This window comes from Candidatus Hydrogenedentota bacterium, from assembly GCA_016791475.1.
Lineage (GTDB): Bacteria > Hydrogenedentota > Hydrogenedentia > Hydrogenedentales > JAEUWI01 > JAEUWI01.
This window is the reverse complement of record JAEUWI010000357.1, coordinates 1-333: the sequence shown is the minus strand read 5'-3', so window position 1 is coordinate 333 and position 333 is coordinate 1. Positions and strand designations below refer to the sequence as shown.

The 333-nt window shown below is 78.7% G+C and carries 1 protein-coding gene; it reads left to right on the top strand.

What is annotated here, in order from left to right:
• Positions 1–333: membrane integrity-associated transporter subunit PqiC (locus tag JNK74_29655; protein ID MBL7650340.1), on the top strand; the 333-nt coding region annotated here is incomplete at both ends.

The window sequence follows — 333 nt, the reverse complement described above, 5'->3', positions numbered from 1 at the left end:
TGCTCGCCGCGGCGAGCGGTGGCTGCCGGAATACGTCGCCGCCGATCGAGGAGTTCCTGCTCGCGCCGTTGCCGCCGTCGACGCTGCTCGCGCGGCCGGCGGATGGCGTGGCCGCCGCGGCGCCCCCGTCCGCGCCCGCCGATGCGCCCGCCGATGCGCCCGCCGCGAAGCTGCCCGCGTTGCGGGTGCGACCGCTCACGGCGCGCAGCTTCCTCGATCGCCGCGAGATCGCGTGGCGCGAGGGCGACGTGCGCGCCGGTCCCTACCACTACCGGCGCTGGAGCGAGCCGCCCGCCGAGGCGGTGACGCGGCAGCTGATCGCGGCGCTGCGGG